General features: G+C 42.5%; 16 protein-coding genes and 1 other RNA gene. 6 read left to right on the top strand and 11 right to left on the bottom strand.

The window, feature by feature from the left end:
- The first annotated feature begins 229 nt into the window (after positions 1–229).
- Both QSH61_RS01910 and QSH61_RS01905 read left to right on the top strand, forming a co-directional pair.
- Positions 230–1,308 (top strand): IS3 family transposase gene (locus QSH61_RS01910; protein WP_286123036.1). Its coding sequence is split into 2 segments (ribosomal slippage): positions 230–482 and positions 482–1,308, totalling 1,080 coding nucleotides; the frame shifts between segments, so codons are not numbered across the junction.
- Between the two features lie 25 nt (positions 1,309–1,333).
- Complete coding sequence (locus QSH61_RS01905; protein ID WP_206473448.1) at positions 1,334–1,738, top strand: DUF6641 family protein; 405 nt, start codon at positions 1,334–1,336, stop codon at positions 1,736–1,738.
- 41 nt (positions 1,739–1,779) lie between these two features.
- On the opposite strand, the gene QSH61_RS01900 is transcribed toward QSH61_RS01905, so the two are convergent.
- The 4 genes from QSH61_RS01900 to rsmI all read right to left on the bottom strand — a co-directional run bounded on the left by QSH61_RS01900 (position 1,780) and on the right by rsmI (position 7,707).
- Positions 1,780–4,236, bottom strand: coding sequence for a hypothetical protein (locus tag QSH61_RS01900; protein WP_206473446.1), 2,457 nt, complete (start codon positions 4,234–4,236; stop codon positions 1,780–1,782).
- A 126-nt stretch (positions 4,237–4,362) separates the two neighbouring features.
- The gene (locus tag QSH61_RS01895) at positions 4,363–6,168 is read right to left on the bottom strand and encodes a DUF3258 domain-containing protein (protein ID WP_206473444.1); all 1,806 of its coding nucleotides are present in this window, start codon (positions 6,166–6,168) and stop codon (positions 4,363–4,365) included.
- Between the two features lie 253 nt (positions 6,169–6,421).
- An RNA gene (gene rnpB, locus QSH61_RS01890) (RNase P RNA component class A) lies at positions 6,422–6,792 on the bottom strand.
- 54 nt (positions 6,793–6,846) lie between these two features.
- Positions 6,847–7,707: a 16S rRNA (cytidine(1402)-2'-O)-methyltransferase gene (gene rsmI, locus QSH61_RS01885; protein WP_206473442.1), complete on the bottom strand. Its 861-nt coding sequence runs from the start codon at positions 7,705–7,707 to the stop codon at positions 6,847–6,849.
- A 60-nt stretch (positions 7,708–7,767) separates the two neighbouring features.
- On the opposite strand from rsmI, the gene QSH61_RS01880 reads away from it, so the two are divergent.
- Genes QSH61_RS01880 through dolP form a run of 4 tightly spaced genes read left to right on the top strand, consistent with a single transcriptional unit; the run spans position 7,768 to position 11,181 of the window.
- Complete coding sequence (locus QSH61_RS01880) at positions 7,768–9,654, top strand: penicillin-binding protein activator (RefSeq protein ID WP_206473439.1); 1,887 nt, start codon at positions 7,768–7,770, stop codon at positions 9,652–9,654.
- Positions 9,655–9,663: 9 nt separating this feature from the next.
- The gene (locus QSH61_RS01875; protein WP_174170494.1) at positions 9,664–10,029 is read left to right on the top strand and encodes a YraN family protein; all 366 of its coding nucleotides are present in this window, start codon (positions 9,664–9,666) and stop codon (positions 10,027–10,029) included.
- 1 nt (position 10,030) lies between these two features.
- Entirely contained in the window at positions 10,031–10,618 is a 588-nt protein-coding gene (locus QSH61_RS01870; RefSeq protein ID WP_010605919.1) for an SIS domain-containing protein, read from the top strand.
- On the top strand, positions 10,615–11,181 hold the full coding sequence (gene dolP, locus QSH61_RS01865) for a division/outer membrane stress-associated lipid-binding lipoprotein (protein ID WP_017219053.1): 567 nt from the start codon (positions 10,615–10,617) through the stop codon (positions 11,179–11,181). The genes QSH61_RS01870 and dolP overlap by 4 nt, the downstream gene beginning before the upstream one ends.
- A 37-nt stretch (positions 11,182–11,218) precedes the next feature.
- Here the strand turns inward: dolP and QSH61_RS01860 are convergent, their stop codons facing one another.
- The 7 genes from QSH61_RS01860 to rplM all read right to left on the bottom strand — a co-directional run bounded on the left by QSH61_RS01860 (position 11,219) and on the right by rplM (position 16,338).
- Positions 11,219–11,644 carry a ClpXP protease specificity-enhancing factor gene (locus tag QSH61_RS01860; protein ID WP_010605921.1) on the bottom strand — a complete coding sequence of 142 codons (426 nt, stop codon included), beginning with the start codon at positions 11,642–11,644 and terminating at the stop codon, positions 11,219–11,221.
- Positions 11,644–12,270, bottom strand: coding sequence for a stringent starvation protein SspA (gene sspA, locus QSH61_RS01855; RefSeq protein ID WP_206473437.1), 627 nt, complete (start codon positions 12,268–12,270; stop codon positions 11,644–11,646). Before sspA ends, QSH61_RS01860 begins: the two co-directional genes overlap by 1 nt.
- A 96-nt stretch (positions 12,271–12,366) precedes the next feature.
- Positions 12,367–13,104 (bottom strand): cytochrome c1, encoded by a 738-nt coding sequence (locus tag QSH61_RS01850; protein ID WP_029215832.1) that lies wholly within the window; start codon positions 13,102–13,104, stop codon positions 12,367–12,369.
- The gene (locus QSH61_RS01845) at positions 13,101–14,402 is read right to left on the bottom strand and encodes a cytochrome b (RefSeq protein ID WP_017219050.1); all 1,302 of its coding nucleotides are present in this window, start codon (positions 14,400–14,402) and stop codon (positions 13,101–13,103) included. The genes QSH61_RS01850 and QSH61_RS01845 overlap by 4 nt, the downstream gene beginning before the upstream one ends.
- The gene (gene petA, locus QSH61_RS01840) at positions 14,402–14,992 is read right to left on the bottom strand and encodes a ubiquinol-cytochrome c reductase iron-sulfur subunit (RefSeq protein WP_010376697.1); all 591 of its coding nucleotides are present in this window, start codon (positions 14,990–14,992) and stop codon (positions 14,402–14,404) included. Before petA ends, QSH61_RS01845 begins: the two co-directional genes overlap by 1 nt.
- A 516-nt stretch (positions 14,993–15,508) precedes the next feature.
- The gene (gene rpsI, locus QSH61_RS01835) at positions 15,509–15,901 is read right to left on the bottom strand and encodes a 30S ribosomal protein S9 (protein WP_161796706.1); all 393 of its coding nucleotides are present in this window, start codon (positions 15,899–15,901) and stop codon (positions 15,509–15,511) included.
- An 8-nt stretch (positions 15,902–15,909) separates the two neighbouring features.
- Positions 15,910–16,338 (bottom strand): 50S ribosomal protein L13, encoded by a 429-nt coding sequence (gene rplM / locus QSH61_RS01830; protein ID WP_010376694.1) that lies wholly within the window; start codon positions 16,336–16,338, stop codon positions 15,910–15,912.
- Positions 16,339–16,651 lie beyond the last annotated feature (313 nt).

Here is a 16,651-nt window from a genome sequence, read left to right as displayed (position 1 = left end):
ATTCTTTGCAATAACTACAGTATTTGCATGGCTAAAAGTGACATTAAAAAGAGATTGTCTGGCTCGTCAACGGGCTCAAGATATATTGAACACTAAAGAAGATAAACTTTGGAAATTGGAGGAAATGTGGCTTCAGCAGTTCCTCCCTCACAGCCAATTTGTAACTCCCCCAAAAAATGAAACAGTTCATAAGTAGAATTTTCCATTAACTAAAGTAGGAAAATTTACGATGAGAAAAAGCAAGTTCACCGAAACCCAAATTGTCAGCATGATCAAAGAATCTGAGTCAGGTATTCCTGTGCCAGAAATCTGTCGCAAACATGGTATCGGCCAAAGTACGTTTTATAAATGGCGCTCAAAGTATGGCGGGATGGAAGCTTCAGACGTTAAGCGACTTAAAGAGCTTGAAGAAGAAAACCGTAAGCTAAAAGATATGTTTGCAACGCTTAGCCTAAAGCACTCGATGCTTGAGGATATCATCGCAAAAAAGCTGTAAAAACAAGTAGGCGCAGAGCTTGGGTAGAGCATTTAAGAGCTCAATTTAACGTCAGCGTCGCATTTGCTTGTGAAGTGGCAGGGCTAAGCCGCTCAGTTTTTTATTACAAACATAAACGGCCGTTAGATGATGAAGTTATCGACGCATTACTTGCGCTGGTAGAGCGCCATCCTAGGTGGGGGTTGCCTAAGCTGTTCAAAAGGCTTCGCAATAAAGGTAAGCCGTGGAATAAAAAGCGTGTTGAACGCGTTTACAACATGCTAAAACTAAACTTGAGACGTAAGGGAAAGCGCCGTGTTCCAACAAGAACACCTGAACCATTAAGCGCACCGACACAACATAATGAATCGTGGTCAATGGACTTTATGAGTGACGCATTAAGCTATGGACATCGTTTTAGAACACTGAATGTGCTGGATGATTTCAACCGACAAGCACTGGCGATTGAGGTCGATACAAGCTTAACTTCTGAACGAGTTATTAGAACACTACAACAAATTATTGCTTGGCGAGGAAAACCAAAGCAGATTAGAGTGGATAATGGTCCAGAATTTACTTCAACGGCACTCGAAGATTGGGCAATAAAAAATGACATCAAGTTGGAATTTATAGAGCCAGGCAGTCCTTACCAGAATGGTTTTGTGGAAAGGTTTAACCGAAGTTATCGTGAAGAAGTGCTCGATTTATACTTGTTTGAGTCACTGCAAGAAGTACGTGAAATCACTGATGAGTGGTTAGATATTTATAATTATGAGCGACCACATGATTCACTTGGCGATATGACACCAATTGGCTATCTTGAGGCTGCATAAAATTCTACGAAATAGCTGTACTAAATTGGGTGGAGTTACAAAACGTCGTGACAAGCTAATCAACCGCCTTCAAACCCAATTGGAAATGGCAACGGCTTTGGTAAACGGTGAGTCCTACACCTGTTACAAAGAAAAGTGGCAGAAGAATGAAGATACAGGCCAACAGGAGAAAGTTAAAGTCGCCAAGAAGGTAAGCCCTTGGTTCTATGCCAAAGGTGGCAATTATTACCTTGAAGTTCGATATGCTAATAAGCCTTTGGAGCTATCTAAAGGTAATCACGCTATTGAAGTAGGTGACAAAGAAAACCTACCGCTGGTGGTCCAGACTGTAATCGATGCAACTGCCAATGGTGAGTTAGATAAGACTCTAGGTTCTCTCTCTAGCGAGCTTTGGCAAGCTAAAAAACTGTTAGTAACTGACGAAAACTAGCACCAAAGCAACCCCGCTAGCGGGGTTGCTTTAGGAGGTAGCTATTTGACTGGAGCAAGATTCTTAGTTTCTTGGCTTGCTATTTTATTCAACATCATGTTGAAAGTTTCTATGTCATGACGAGTTTTTCTATAGTACGGATCATTCTTATCTAAATTTTTCCGCGCCTCTTCTATCAACTGGGCAGATTCAAGGAGTCTGCTTTTTGAATCAGAATACCTTTTATTTCTTTTCCAGTAATAAAATCTCGCCTTAGCTTTGTTTAATGCACAAAAAGAAAAAGATCTTGATAACCCTCTAGCCTTATCAAGTAACTTATCTCCCTCTTCTAAATCATTCTCTCGATACCTGATAAGTGCTAAATTAACGAGTGCATCACAGTTTGAAGTATTTATTCTTATAGCATCTCGCCATAAAGCTTCAGCTTTGACTTTTGATTCAGAAGTTGAAATTGTATGGTATAAAAACCAAGCAAAGCGGTCCATCAATGCTGAATTCAATGGTTCTTCTTCCAGAGCCATCTGATACATCTCGAGAGCCTCTGGGTACTCTTTCTTTCTCACATGTGTTCTTGCAGCCTTAGCAAACGAACTGCGAAACGCATCAACAATTCTATCCGATTTAAACTCGCTCTCTATTTTATGAAAGCGATTAACTTCAATGTCGAGTTCGTCAGCTGTTGCAGCCAATTTAGCCTTTTGCTTTTCAGGCAAATCATTAATCTTTTTATTAAAGAACTTGGTAGCCAACTCTTCTAGTTCAATGCTGAATTTTTCACCATGATTCATCAATGAACCAAAATACGTCTCATCGAATGTAATATGAAATTCCGTCAAAGGAATTGACATCATTTTACATGCTTCTGAAACAGAGAAGTGATCTAAAGGACTTTCGGCCTGCACTAATAACAAATAAACTCTTTGCTGATTGTATGACATACGGGCCCACGCATCTTCATATAAAAATTCAAGTAACTCTCCACTGGATTTTTTTAAGAGAGACTCAAGCGCGGCATTAATACTGCAATTAGTCAAACTGATATGCTTAACTAGAGAGTTTATCAATAGTGGCTTATACATTAACTGGCTACTGACCTTCTTTAAAGTATTAGGCCCTGCTTGAAGTAAAGGAGTAGCTTCGAAATTTTCGGCTTGCCTCGTCAACAATGTTGTACTTTCATCTTCATCTAATCCCTTAACCGAAATAGGGGTTGCATTGATAAACTCACGCCTCCGTGATGTCACAATCATCTTGCCTATTTTTTTCGATACGGATTGTAGGAACTCCCCTAGAGCTTCAACCTCATTGGTTGAGGTTGCTATAGTTTCTGTATTATCAAATACAAACAATACATCATTTCTATCTAACCCCATTTCCCGAAGATAATTAACTGCTTTTTGAATTAATCTATCATTGCTTACTTCGTACCAGTCTTTAGTCAGTACGGGCTCGAATCCTCTGATCAACTCACGGATACACTCATCCATAGCACCAGCAACACTTTTTAAATGGATAAGCCCATAATCAGTCCAACGAGTCATTTTTGCAGAGTAAAAACTTATAACATATGGTCTAGGCTTCACTATATCTATCTTGTCTTCCAGCAAGCGATTTAAAAACTCCAGGACCAATGTTGTCTTACCAAAGCCGCCATCTCCAAACACTAAACATGCTCTTTCATCATCATCAGTAAGCCATTCAGATAATTTACTTAATTCTTTTTTCCTTCCTTCAAATATATCAGTTTGCCTACGTGGTATATTGTGCAGAATACTATGCTGCTCTTCTGAGTCTTTTAAACAGATAAAATCTGAATAGTTATAAGAATCTACATTTGATTGAACAGAACTTGCGTAAATACACTCATCGTCTAACTCAAGAACAACTTTATTAGCATTTACTCTAGAGAGTTGCCTTCCATGAAGCTTCCAGATACCTTTATTACAAACTATTTTCCTAACAACTAATGGTAATTGTAAATTTACGAAAGGGAAGTGAACAATATTTCCATCCAACGTTAATTGCTCATTTTTTTTGTCGTAGTGGGGCATTAAACCATTGAAAACCTTTAGGCACTGATTCACAATTTCAAGGCAAACACCAGACCACTCGGATGCACTTTTTTCACAAAGTACACTGTGACCAACAGTATCATTTCTAAATTGCACCCATTCAATCAACTGAGCACCAAGCCCACGAGAATACTTCCCTTCTTTATACCAACCTTGAGCAAGGTTTCGGTCTATATATGTTCTCATGCTTGGTAAAATGGACTCTATTATTTCGACAGGCAGTCCATCTGAAGGTTGCTGCATCCTGTTTAATGATGCCTCTATATCAATCTCATTCTCAGGTAAGCTTCTATAGCAACGCTCCAACGATGTTAAAGTAACCACTTGCAGAATAGAGCGTAAGACACTCGAATAGAAAGTTACTTTTTCTGTATCACTCAAGTTCTCTGGCTGCTCAGAAAGAACCTTTTTATATAAGCTTATCATACTGTTAATACTCTATATCCATATTATGGCAAGAACTTAGCACATATATTTTTATATTCAAAATCCATCAAAATAACATTCCAACAACTTTCGTTGAGCGAAAGAGTTGTCTTTCCATATTATTTGTCACCTAACTTTAAAAGCATCCACCACTTCAACCAAGTTCTTAATACTCGTTGCCTTATGGGTATAGTTGCTAGTGATACCAAACGAGCTGATCTCATGCCCTACAACCTGTTGAAGGTTGTTCACTGGCACACCATCATTCATCAGTTTGGTAATAAAGGTATGGCGGAAACTGTGGAACGAGCGTTTATGACCTAGTTCGTTGAAGGTTGGTACACCAATAGATTCCATTAGCCTAGGCATCCAACCTGTTACGCGTACCGACTTATCTAACTCATTAAATAACTTTTCATTACATGTGGCTACGAAATCGAGAAAGCCATCAGTAACCAAGGCAGTGTGCATTGGGATCTTACGTTTCGCATTTTCGGTTTTTAGCTTCTGATCCTTGTGTTCGTCAGTGATCAATATGTAATGGCGCTTTGTTTCTTCATCAAAACGAATATCCGACTTCCTTAACTGCACCAATTCACCTAGGCGTGCGCCTGTATATATGCCCAGCCGAATAATCCACTGCTTCCATAGTGTACTTTCACCTTTAGCCGCATTAAGAAATTGCACGAGTTCCAAATCAGAAAATGCGCCTCGGGTGTTTGAGGTAAAGTCGCGCTTGATGGAACATGGACTTGAGCTGATGTAGTCCACCGTGTCTTTCTTAGCGTAAGCAAAGATGCTTTGCAGCCATTTATAGTAACCTTGAACCGATTTAGGTGAAGTCACATCTTCCTCTGGTACTTCACAATCCAATCGTTCTTGCCACGTCATTTTGTTGTAAGGTGCAATGTTCATGCGTGGGAGTTCAAAACACCTATCAATAAACCGCCCTATATCCTTAGGTTTGTATTGGTCGATAGGCTTATCATCCATCAATAGCTGCCATACGGTGTAGAACCGTTCATAGTCAGCTTGAATTTTCTCGGTGAGTTTTTCCTTCTTGATTTTAAATTCAAGGAATTCGGAATAGACCTCAGAAAAAAGTGGGCCTGTGGGCTCATTATCCACATCGGCAACCGGTGTGTGAACCAAAGGTTCAGAAGCACTAGCTAATAAGCCTTGGACTTCTCGCTCTCCTAGAAAGTCTTCATTGAAAATGGACGCTAATAACTCATCTCTAACGGCATTACTGGTCTTGAGCTTACTCAGTAGGACTCGGTAAGGCAGGCTTTTTGGCTCAATAGCATAACCATGTTCCGCCAGTAGTTCATTTACCTGTTGTGGTAGCCCTTCACCTTCTGCCTGATTGTCCTCAATTCTTGTAAACAGCTTTATCACCGAAGACATTGATTCTAGGAAAGACCACCTTTCACCTTCAGGCAAACCTTTAATAATCTCAGCAAATCGGTTTACCCGCTCTTCATTCGAATCTGTATCCGCCATGTGGATAAACAATTCTTTGAATCGGCTATCTAATTCCAATATCGATTTATCACCCAAGGCATTAACAGCATGGCCACCATCGCTAAAGCCCTTCTCTAGCTTGGCTATCAATGGATCTATGTCGGCTATGGTTAACTGCTTTTGCATGGCATTTTTTATCTGGTTTAGCTGTTGGCTTATTAAGCTAGTGTCTAACGTCCTTGAATGAATGACAAGCCCCTTTAGCTGTATTATTAATGGCTTAAGACGCTGTAATATCACCAAAGCGACTTCTAATACTTCCGTTCTTAAACACAACCTAACTTCCCTTACGCCAAGGCGTTTGGGTATTTTAACCCGAAGGTAATACGTGGCCTTACGGCGGTATAAATATTGGCAACCAACTACGGCTCGCATATTCACCTCACTAACCATTGAAGATTCAAGCACCGTGTACCAAAGCCATGTACCACAAAAATTGCGCTTATGAATTGTAAAATCAAACTGTTAGTGAAAAGTGTATCAGGCGAAAAGAAGCACCTAAATCAATACCTTAGGAATCTTTAACAAGTTGAAATTTGTATTATGATTTGAGTTTTTAGGCAAAAACTGTGTACCAAGCGGTACATGGAAATGTGATTTGAGGGTGGATAATTTTAGTGTACCGCTTGATCTACATAAGCAAATCAAGCGGTTACTAAAATTAATGAGACAGCCTATAAGCCGGGTTCTGTTCACTCCCGAAGGAGATCGATAATCATTCGTCTAGGCCTAGGATCGCTCCTAGGCTCGAGCAACCTACCCGGTTCCGATGCGGGCCACACCATAAGGAACCCTATTTGGTCTTGCTCCGGGTGGAGTTTACCTTGCAACCAACTGTTACCAGTGGCCCGGTGCGCTCTTACCGCACCCTTTCACCCTTACCGGTCCCGAAGGACTTAGGCGGTCTTCTCTCTGCTGCACTTGTCGTAGGCTCACGCCCCCCAGCCGTTAGCTGGCACCCTGCCCATTGGAGCCCGGACTTTCCTCCCCCTGGTCATTTTCGTCACAGGCAGCGATTATCCGGCTGACTCAGGCGGGCGATTATACGCACTTTAATGCAATAACGCACGCGATAAATTGCGTGTATTACGCTTCTCGCTCAGCAATGATAGCCTTATACAAGGCGTTCTTTTTTAGCCCTAAATATTCAGCTGCCACGCCGCAGGCCTTCTTCAATGGCATTTCAGGCTCTAGTAACTCAATCAGCTTTTTCGCTTCTGGCGTTAATGCTTGTTCATCTCTTTGTTCACCGGGTAGCATCAACACCAGCTCACCTTTTTGCTTTTCAGGCGTTGCGGTTAAAAACTCAATGAGCTCGATAACCGTGCCACTGAAAAAGGTTTCGTAGGTTTTGGTCAGTTCTTTAGCAAAAACGACTTGTTGTGTTTCGCCCAGCGCGATTTTCATATCTTCTAGACTCGCCATAATGCGGTGGGTGCTTTCGTACAAGATACTGGTGATGCCAGAGGCGACTGCATCTTTAAAAAATTGCTGACGCGCTTGGCTTTTTGCTGGTGAAAATCCCACGAATTGGAATTTATCTGTTGGTAAGCCTGAACAACTCACGGCAGCAATGGCGGCACACGCGCCAGGAACGGGAGTAACGGTAGCACCCGCTTCACGGCACAGGTTTACCACAGCATAGCCTGGATCGCTGATAAGCGGCGTACCCGCATCAGACACTAGCGCGATGTCTTTGCCTTCGTTTAACCAATCTAAAATTTGCTGCGCTTTTTGCTTCTCGTTGTGATCATGCAGTGCAAAAGTTTTTGCTTTAATGCTAAAGTGGCTCAATAATTTACCGGTGTGGCGCGTATCTTCGGCAGCGATTAAATCGACCTGACTTAACACTTTCAGTGCACGTTCACTGATGTCATCTAAATTACCTATTGGTGTCGCTACAATATGTAGGGTGCCGATTTTGTTTTCGTTGTGAAGATTAGCCATTGAGCTCTCCAATATCAGTCAGTAAGATATCCACTCAGTCGTGAAAAAGAAGGTTTGCCTGTGCAGTTTAAAAAGATAGCGCTTTTAGTTGCCATATTGTCGGGGTTATCCGCTTGTAGTACAAGTACAAATGTCACCAAATCCCCTCAAGAAACTAAAACAACTAAAGCCGTTAGCCAATCGGATGACAATGCCGCGTCGTTATTTGCAAAGGCGCAGAGTAAAGAAGGCGTTGCCAAAATCCAATTGCTATATGCAGCCAGAGACGCTGCTATCTTAGAAAAAGACTGGCAAATGTTAGAGCAAATTGGTTTAGCGATGGAAGCTAAAGCCAGTGTTGATCATATTCAAAACAAATTATACATCGCATATGCTCGCAAAGAATTATCGCAGTATGCCAATGCGTTAGCCATCCTAAACACGCTAGAGGGGCGACTCAACACCCCTGAACACCAAGCTTGGTATGAGTATTTACTGGGTAGTATTTATGCCTCGCAACAATTACCAAAAAAAGCGTTGGTTGAATACTTTAAAGCGGCCGATATTGCCAATGAACATAACTTAGCGGTGGCCGGGTTACACGAAGAGATTTGGCTCGCGCTACAACAGCTATCAAGTTACGCTCTAGAGCGCTTTGATTCTGGCTCTGTTTTACAACGTGGTTGGGTAACACTGGCTAAATATCAACAAATTTATTTGGGTTCGAGCGTCCAGCTCGACCAAGCCATGAATAATTGGCGTCGTCGTTTTACTAATCACCCTGCGGTTGCTTTGCTGCCTAAAGATTTACAAGGCGCTGTTGCGCTCGAACCTTACCAAGTTAAAAGACTTGCGGTGTTATTACCACAATCTGGTGCGAGCGAGCGACTCGGTACAGCGCTTAAAAATGGTTTCTTGGCTGCCACTGACGAAGGGACGATTGAAGAAGTCTTCTTCATTGATGAAATGGCATCCGAGTCTGAAATCGTAACGCAACTTGCTGAGGCAAATGTCGATTTTGTCATTGGTCCATTATTAAAATCCAACGTTGAAAAACTACTCGCAGATAAAGGTTTTGCGGCTTACCCAACTTTGTTTTTAAATGCACGCGAAACGCTTACGCCTAGCAGTAGTGAACAGTACTTTTTTGCGCTTAATCCTGAGCATGAAGTCGAGCAAGCAATGAAGCACTTTCTTGCTAAAGGCTATAAAAAACCCATGTTACTGGCTCCAGCGAATGCCTCTGGTAAGCGTTTAATTGAGTATTTTGATCAAGGTTGGAAACGCTACAGTGAGACCGCACCAGAAGTAGGTTATTACACTAATAGTAAAAATATGGCGGATGTCATCACCGATATTTTAGAGGTGGACGCTTCAAAGTCACGCACTAGCGTCATCAAAAGTCTATTTCGCAAAGAGGTCAAAAGCGAAACACGCTCTAGACGCGACATTGATGCCATCTATATTTTAGGTGATGCAATGGAAACTCGACTGCTCAAACCTTATTTAGACGTCAATGTCAGTACATTTGCCGACAGGATCCCTTTATATGCCAGCTCTCGCAGCTATAGTAAACAAATTGATGTTACTGATAAGGGCGATTTAGAAGGACTTTATTTTACCGAGCAACCTTGGATGCTACCGGGTGCCGTTGAAAAAGCACCGCTTCGAGATGCCTATCAATCTTTATGGCCTGAGCAGGCCGACTTAGAGCAGCGCTTGTTTGCAATGGCATATGACGCCACAAATTTAGTCCCCGAGCTGCGCCAACTGGCTTGGCTTTCGGGAAAAAGTTTTGATGGCTTAACCGGCCAGCTCAGCATCCGCGGTGGCAGTGACGTAGTACGAAAGCTCAGTTGGGCACAGTATCATAATAAACAAATTCGTTTGGTGAGCTTGGATGAACAGCCTCCACTACCATTATTTATGCAACAAGAGAAACCTGTGGGAGACTCTTTGATCAGATAGGATATCTGGATGTTTAAAGGACTATTTAGCAACACACGGAGTAAGGGCGAGCATTTTGAGTTGATTGCGGAGCAATTCTTGATAAGACAAGGATTAACCCCCGTCACCAGAAACTATCTCTGTAAATACGGAGAGATAGATCTCATTATGCGAGAGTCGCAAACCTTAGTGTTTATTGAAGTAAAGTATCGCGATAGCAGTCACTTTGGTGGCGCAATTAACGCACTATCAAAAACTAAGCTTCAAAGATTAAAGCGTAGTATTTATAATTATTTAGCACAGCAAAATTTGCATAACACGCAACTTAGAGTCGACTTTGTTGCCATTCAAGGGGCCGATCCCCCTGAAATAAACTGGATTAGAAATATTTTTTAGCATGCAAGAATCTATAAAGTCTATATTTACAGAGTCAATTCAAGCGCAGATAGCGGCAGGCGAAGTATTGCCTAAAGCACTAGAAACCGCAGCTATGACTATGGCTCAGAGCCTGATCAATGGCAATAAAATCATCTGCTGCGGCGCGCCAAGTAATCATATGTTGGCGCACCACTTCGCAACCATCTTAAGCAACTTTTACGAAACCGAACGCCCGTGTCTGCCCGCGATTGCACTAACGAATGAGCAATATAATTTGGCGTCACCAGAAAATGGTAAAGCCAGAGAGCGCTTTGCCAAGCAAATACGCGCATTCGCGCAGCAAGGAGACTTGCTGGTGGCGTATGCCATAAACGGGCAAGAAAAGACGGTTATTGGCGCAGTGGAAGCAGCCCTGACTAGAGATATGAAAGTCATCGCGTTAGTTGGCGATGATGGTGGTGAAATCACCGGCCTATTGGGCCCACAGGACGTAGAGATCCGGATCCCAAGTAAACGCCCAAGCCGGATAATCGAGTCACAACTATTCAATACTCACTGTTTAAGTGAGCTAATCGACGCAATTTTATTCCCTCAGGACGAAGTATGATGATGAGAATAACCTCTTTACTTGCCGCCATCTTGTTACTACAAGGGTGTGCTGCTGCGGTAGTTGCTGGTACAGCCGGTGCGGTGTCTGCTGCAAATGATAGACGCACTATCGGTGCACAAATTGACGATAACAATATCGAGATTAAAGGTACGCTTGCCATCAAAGAGATTAAGCGCCTTGCAGATCATGCCAATATCACGCTGGTGAGTGTTAATGGCGTAGTATTAATGATTGGTCAGGTCACTAATCAAGAAATGAAAACGGAAGCTGAGCGTGCGCTACAGAACGTTGCTGGGATTAAGCAAGTACATAATCAGTTGAGAATAAGCTCAAACATCGGCATCACGACGCAAACACATGATACGTGGCTGACCTCCAAAGTTAAAACCAAACTGCTGGCGGCCGACGAAGTCAATGGCGCAAATATTAAGGTAGTTACTGAAAATGCCGAAGTGTTCTTAATGGGCTTAGTCTCCAAACAAGAAGCAAACTCAGCCGTAGAAATCGCCAGAAATATTAATGGTGTCAAACGTGTGATTAAAGCCTTTGAGTACATCTAAACAATAGCCATAAAAAAACCTGCATCCGCAGGTTTTTTTATTTTATCACTCGAAGGTGAGAACCTTTTTTCTTTTCAGGTTCCGGCTTAGTCTCTGGCGATTGTGAGACTTCCGTCTCTTCTACCAAATCAAACTCTTCATCTTCAAAGATTTCTTCTTCAGGTGTAAATACCGTGCCTTCACCATTTTCTCTTGCATAGATAGCCAATACCGCACCGTTTGGCACATATACCTGCATCGGTTGACCACCAAACCGAGCGTTAAAGCTCAGCGCTTGATTGTCCATAGAGAAATTCGTCACAGCAGACGGGCTTACGTTCAACACAATTTGCCCTTCTTGCACAAATTGTGTTGGAACCTGTACCGAGGGAAAGTCTGCGTTCACCACTAAATGCGGTGTACATTCGTTATCAACAATCCACTCGTAAAACGCGCGTAGTAAGTAAGGACGATTAGACGTCATTACGATCTGATCTCACGCTCTGCATCCGTTAGCGATGCTTGGAATGAGTCACGCTCAAATAAACGCAGCATGTATTCTTTTAGCTCTTTGCTACCAGCACCATTCAGCTCAATACCAAGCTGTGGTAAACGCCAAAGTAGTGGAGCTAAATAACAATCAACTAAGCTGAACTCTTCACTCATGAAATAAGGTGCTTCATTGAAGATAGGTGCTACAGCTAGTAGTGCTTCGGTTAACTCTTTACGAGCTCGTACAGCTTCATCACCACCCGCAGAGACCTTTTCAGCAAGTGAATACCAGTCAGTTTCAATGCGGTGCATCATTAAACGACTACGACCACGCATTACTGGATATACAGGCATCAGAGGAGGATGCGGGAAGCGCTCGTCTAGATACTCCATAATGATATTCGCTTGGTACAAGCCAAGCTCACGATCGATTAGCGTAGGAACAGTGCCATACGGGTTAATCTCGTGTAGAGCTTCTGGTAAGTTGTCCTTTTCAGCCTGGTGAATATCAACACTTACACCTTTCTCAGCAAGTACGATACGTACCTGGTGACTGTACATACAGTTTGACCCAGAAAAAAGTGTCATTACAGGGCGCTTATTGGCAGCAACGGCCATGCCTACCTCCATTAAAAAACTAAAAGTAATTAAATCACTTTAAACAGCAAAAGGGGCGAACGCCCCTATTGCAAAAATCACCTTTGAATATTCAAATTAATGAACATCTCTCCAGTATTCTTTCTTCAAGAAGAATGCCAGGATGAAGAAGATAACTAAGAAACCAATAACCTTAATACCAATAGCTTCTGACTCTAGGCGAGAAGGCTCACCTACATAAGCTAAAAAGTTTGTAAGGTCACGTGCTGCTTGGTCATATTCATCAACACTCATCTCACCGGTACCATCTGTTTCAGTGCCGACAACTTTAGTCACTGTGTGACCGTGTTCTTCCACTTCTTCAGTGATCGGTGTTGGCAAGCCTTGTAACTCTTGTAGTACGTGAGGCATACCGACCAATGGGAAAACAACGTTGTTCACACCAAATGGGCGAGACTCATCTTTATAGAATGACTTCAAGTAAGTATAGATGTAGTCCGGAGACTTAACACGAGAGATAAGTGTTAAGTCCGGTGGCGCAGCACCAAACCATTTTGCAGCATCATCTTTAGCCATAGAGTTTTTAATATGGCTACCTACTTTTGAACCATCGAAAATAAGCGTTTCTTGACCAATTTCAGTTGGAATACCGATGTCACGGAAAGTACGCTCATAACGCTGATATTGCATTTGGTGACAGCCAAGGCAGTAGTTCATAAATAACTTAGCGCCGCGCTGTAAAGATGCTTTATCAGTTAAGTCATTATTTGCTTCCATCAAAGGCACTGATGGGCCCGCTGCCATCGATAACGTTGGCAACAATGCGAATAAACCGATTACTAGCTTTTTCATCATTTCGTCAACCTCGTTGGTAGTGGCTTCGTCTTCTCGTTTTTACTGTAGAAGAATAGCAACACGAAGAACATAAAATAAGTTACTGTCGTGATTTGCGACAATAGCGTTTTAAAGTCAGTTTGCGGTGTTGCACCAATCCAACCAAGGATAACGAATGTGACAACAAACTGAGCAATGTTCAACTTATGGAAACCACAACGGTAGCGAATTGAACGAACCGAACCACGGTCAATCCAAGGCAGTAGTGCCAATGCTACGATTGAAGCGCCCATTGCTAGTACACCAATTAGCTTGTCAGGGATAGCACGAAGGATTGCGTAGAATGGCGTAAAATACCAAACTGGGAAAATGTGCTCTGGCGTTTTCAGCGGGTTTGCAGCTTCAAAGTTTGGCGCTTCAAGGAAGAAACCGTTCATTTCTGGTGCAAAGAATACAATTGCGCAGAAGAAAATTAAGAAGCCAGCAACACCTAAGACATCTTTTACTGTGTAGTAAGGGTGGAATGGAATTGCATCCACAATATCTTTTTTATCAGTGTAGTATTCATGGAATTTAAATTTAGGTTTGTCTTCCTCAGCTACAGAGCCTTTCTTGCGCTTGATCTCAACACCGTCAGGGTTGTTTGAGCCTACTTCGTGCAGTGCAACAATGTGAAGGAATACTAAGATAACCAGTACTAATGGTAGTGCAATAACGTGTAGTGCAAAGAAACGGTTAAGCGTTGCACCAGAAATAACGTAGTCACCACGGATCCAAAGTGTTAAGTCATCACCAATTACCGGGATTGCACCGAATAATGAAATGATTACCTGAGCACCCCAGAAAGACATCTGACCCCATGGTAATAAGTAACCCATGAAGGCTTCAGCCATTAGTGCTAGGAAGATAAACATACCGAACAACCACAGTAGTTCACGTGGCTTTTGATAAGAACCGTAGATCATACCGCGGAACATGTGAAGATAGACCACGATAAAGAATGCGGATGCGCCGGTAGAGTGTAGGTATCGTAATAACCAACCGTATTCAACATCACGCATGATGTATTCTACGGATGCAAATGCACCTTCAGCAGAAGGTACAAAGTTCATAGTTAGCCAGATACCCGTTACAATCTGGTTTACCAGTACTAGAATGGCGAGTGAACCAAACAAGTACCAGAAGTTAAAGTTTTTTGGCGCTGGGTATTGAGCAATGTGCATATTCCAGACGCGAGTCATCGGAATACGAGCATCGATCCAATCAACAACTTTGCCCACAACGCCCGTATTTGCTGCTTTATCTACATTAACAGACATTATGCAACCCCTTCTTCTTCACCTACCAAAATGGTAGTGTCGTCAATAAAGGTATACGGAGGGATCTCTAAGTTTAGTGGTGCAGGTACGTTTTGGAATACGCGCCCCGCCATATCAAACTTCGAACCGTGACAAGGACAGAAGAAACCACTATCAGTGCCTTCTACTTTTTCACCAAAGCTTCCGTTAAGGAAAGATGGTGAACATCCTAAGTGAGTACAAATCCCAACCGCGACGAAAAGCTCAGGTCGCTTAGAACGGAAACCGTTCTGCGCAGATGCCAACTGCTGTGGCTCTTCAGAGTTAGGATCACGAAGTTGGTCTTCGTGTTGCTTCATTTGTTCTAGCATTTTTGGTGTACGATTAACAATCCAAACTGGTTTGCCTCGCCACTCAACACGAATAAGTTGTCCAGACTCAAGTTTGCTGATATCTACTTCTACAGGCGCACCTGCAGATTTAGCTCGCTCACTTGGATTCCAGGACGCAATAAAAGGAACAGCAGCTCCAACCGCACCAACGCCACCTACAACAGAGGTAGCGATAGTTAAAAAGCGACGTCGGCTGTTGTCTACAGGCGCATTGCTCATCCACTTATCTCCACTTGATTCCCAACACTTGCTATATTGAGAACATCAGTTACAGCAGGTTAATTTAAGAAATTACAAAATAGACGCGATCATAAATAAATACCTTGATTAAAACAAGGTTATTCCAGATCCATGCCCGAATAAACCCGCAGAAAATCATCTATGATTACTTCGAGCATGAAACCGAGTATTTATGATATCGCATCTGACACAACAATATACTGACTAAGATCAACCCCCCGACTAAGGATACGCACCAAATCGCGTGACTGGATCTCAGGCCTTTCTACTTGCTTCGCCAATTGTAGCAAAAAAAACCGCCAAGTTACCGCTCGAATTGCACTAATTATTATATTTATTGAACTTTTTTAACTCGACGCGATATTTTTGAGCAAATAAGTAGGACAAAACGAATTAGATACCTCGTAAATACGAGAGATTGATGTGCACATAGGAGATGCTAAAAACAAAAAACCCAGCATAAGCTGGGTTTTTGAATTCTTGAAACGTAATAAATTAACGCTTAGAGAACTGTGTCTTCTTACGTGCTTTCTTAAGACCAACTTTCTTACGCTCAACTTTACGAGCATCGCGAGTAACAAAGCCAGCTTTACGTAGAGCTGGACGTAGAGACTCGTCAAACTCCATTAGTGCACGTGTGATACCGTGACGGATAGCACCCGCTTGACCAGTTGTACCACCACCTGCAACAGTGATGTATAGGTCAAACTTTTCTGTCATTTCAACTAGCTCTAAAGGCTGACGAACAACCATGCGAGAAGTTTCACGACCGAAGAACTCTTCTAAAGAGCGCTTATTGATTACGATGTTGCCAGTGCCTGGGCGTAGGAATACGCGAGCACTTGAACTTTTACGACGACCTGTACCGTAGTATTGATTTGCCATGATAGTGCTCCTTAAATGTCTAGAACCTGAGGCTGCTGCGCAGCGTGGTTGTGCTCGTTACCAGCGTAAACTTTAAGTTTACGGAACATTTCACGACCTAGAGGACCGCGAGGTAACATGCCTTTAACCGCTTTCTCGATGATCATTTCAGGCTTTTTAGCTTGAAGTTTCTCAAAGTTGATAGACTTAAGGCCACCTGGGTAACCAGAGTGAGCATAGTACATTTTGTCCTGAGTTTTGTTACCAGTTACAGTAACTTTCTCAGCGTTGATTACGATGATGTAGTCACCAGTGTCAACGTGTGGAGTATACTCAGCTTTGTGCTTACCGCGAAGGCGACGAGCGATTTCAGTAGCGATGCGACCTAAAGTTTTACCTTCAGCGTCAACTACGTACCAGTCACGTTTTACAGTTTCTGGTTTAGCAACAAACGTTTTCATTATAAAAATCCAAAGTTTTCAATTTTAAAACCACAGGCAGTCCTTGGACTACCGCTCTACTTGTATTTGCTTTAACCCCTTCGAGTTTAAGACTTTTATGCCGCTCAAGTCAGTGGCTAAGCCGACGAGGGCAATAGAACGCAACGTGGCAGGCCGCGGATTATAGCAAGCCTTCTGGGTGAAAACCAGCGCTTGGTGCTTTTTTCTACAAGAAAATCTGAAGAATTTCGAAAAAAATAGAAAAGGCAAAAAATCCAACGAAATGACGACGTGTGCGTGACAAGGACTCGTTCAAATAAGATGTTTACAAACA

It is taken from the genome of Pseudoalteromonas sp. JC3 (assembly GCF_030291895.1).
Lineage (GTDB): Bacteria > Pseudomonadota > Gammaproteobacteria > Enterobacterales > Alteromonadaceae > Pseudoalteromonas.
Note: the sequence above shows the minus strand (reverse complement) of the source record. Positions and strands in the feature narration are given on the sequence as shown.

What these genes read in the sequence shown, in the direction of transcription:
- QSH61_RS01900 (WP_206473446.1), bottom strand. Translation starts at nt 4,236, where the DNA reads ATGATAAGCTTATATAAAAAGGTTCTTTCTGAGCAGCCAGAGAACTTG.
- rsmI (WP_206473442.1), bottom strand. Translation starts at nt 7,707, where the DNA reads ATGGCTAATCTTCACAACGAAAACAAAATCGGCACCCTACATATTGTA.
- QSH61_RS01875 (WP_174170494.1), top strand. Translation starts at nt 9,664, where the DNA reads ATGTTTAAAGGACTATTTAGCAACACACGGAGTAAGGGCGAGCATTTT.
- QSH61_RS01870 (WP_010605919.1), top strand. Translation starts at nt 10,031, where the DNA reads ATGCAAGAATCTATAAAGTCTATATTTACAGAGTCAATTCAAGCGCAG.
- dolP (WP_017219053.1), top strand. Translation starts at nt 10,615, where the DNA reads ATGATGATGAGAATAACCTCTTTACTTGCCGCCATCTTGTTACTACAA.
- QSH61_RS01860 (WP_010605921.1), bottom strand. Translation starts at nt 11,644, where the DNA reads ATGACGTCTAATCGTCCTTACTTACTACGCGCGTTTTACGAGTGGATT.
- sspA (WP_206473437.1), bottom strand. Translation starts at nt 12,270, where the DNA reads ATGGCCGTTGCTGCCAATAAGCGCCCTGTAATGACACTTTTTTCTGGG.
- QSH61_RS01850 (WP_029215832.1), bottom strand. Translation starts at nt 13,104, where the DNA reads ATGATGAAAAAGCTAGTAATCGGTTTATTCGCATTGTTGCCAACGTTA.
- QSH61_RS01845 (WP_017219050.1), bottom strand. Translation starts at nt 14,402, where the DNA reads ATGTCTGTTAATGTAGATAAAGCAGCAAATACGGGCGTTGTGGGCAAA.
- petA (WP_010376697.1), bottom strand. Translation starts at nt 14,992, where the DNA reads ATGAGCAATGCGCCTGTAGACAACAGCCGACGTCGCTTTTTAACTATC.
- rplM (WP_010376694.1), bottom strand. Translation starts at nt 16,338, where the DNA reads ATGAAAACGTTTGTTGCTAAACCAGAAACTGTAAAACGTGACTGGTAC.